Source organism: Metallosphaera javensis (ex Hofmann et al. 2022) (genome assembly GCF_022064045.1).
GTDB classification, from domain to species: domain Archaea; phylum Thermoproteota; class Thermoprotei_A; order Sulfolobales; family Sulfolobaceae; genus Metallosphaera; species Metallosphaera javensis.
In genome coordinates, this window is the sequence record NZ_JAKNCW010000051.1 from 1 (window position 1) to 583 (window position 583).

Annotated in this window: 1 protein-coding gene; it reads right to left on the minus strand. The window is 56.4% G+C overall.

The genetic code is table 11. The features are described from left to right. Positions 1-16: 16 nt before the first annotated feature. Positions 17-583: transposase (locus L3N51_RS12335; RefSeq protein ID WP_238027515.1), on the minus strand; the 567-nt coding region annotated here is incomplete at its 5' end.

The window sequence follows — 583 nt, forward strand, 5'->3', positions numbered from 1 at the left end:
TAGCACTTTTCGGAACTTACCTCAGGCTGAACAGTTTCTTGGTATCACCCACCTCAAGGTAAAGGGTTTTAAGCAGGCGGGAGAGCCTCACGACACCCAGGCTCTCCCCAAGGAGATACCTCAAGGACAGGAGGAAGTTCAACGTGATCGAGATCAGCTTGACGTAGCCCAGGTTCCTCCTCCACGTCCTGAACGAACCCTTTTCCAGGCCCAGAGCCTTCAACTCCCTTATAACCACCTCCACGTCCCACCTGTTCTCCCACGCGGTGAGTATCTCCTCAGGGGACATGGAGGGATCGGTGGAGAAGAGGTATCTCCTGCCGTAACCCTTATAGTCCTCCAGTACAACTAATTTCAAGGGGACTCCCAGGTACGTGACGTGGTGTTCTCCCTCGGGGAGGAGTCCAACGGGCACGGACCTGTCACCCTCGACGACCCGTGCGCTGGACTTGAGGGAGGACACCACGTCTGAGAGGAGGGTCCTCCCGTTCACGTACCAGGAGTCGAAGGTTATGACCTGTACGTTGAGCTCCCTCCTCAACCTGTCCAGGACCTGGAGGGTCATGTCCACCTTCGTGGAGAA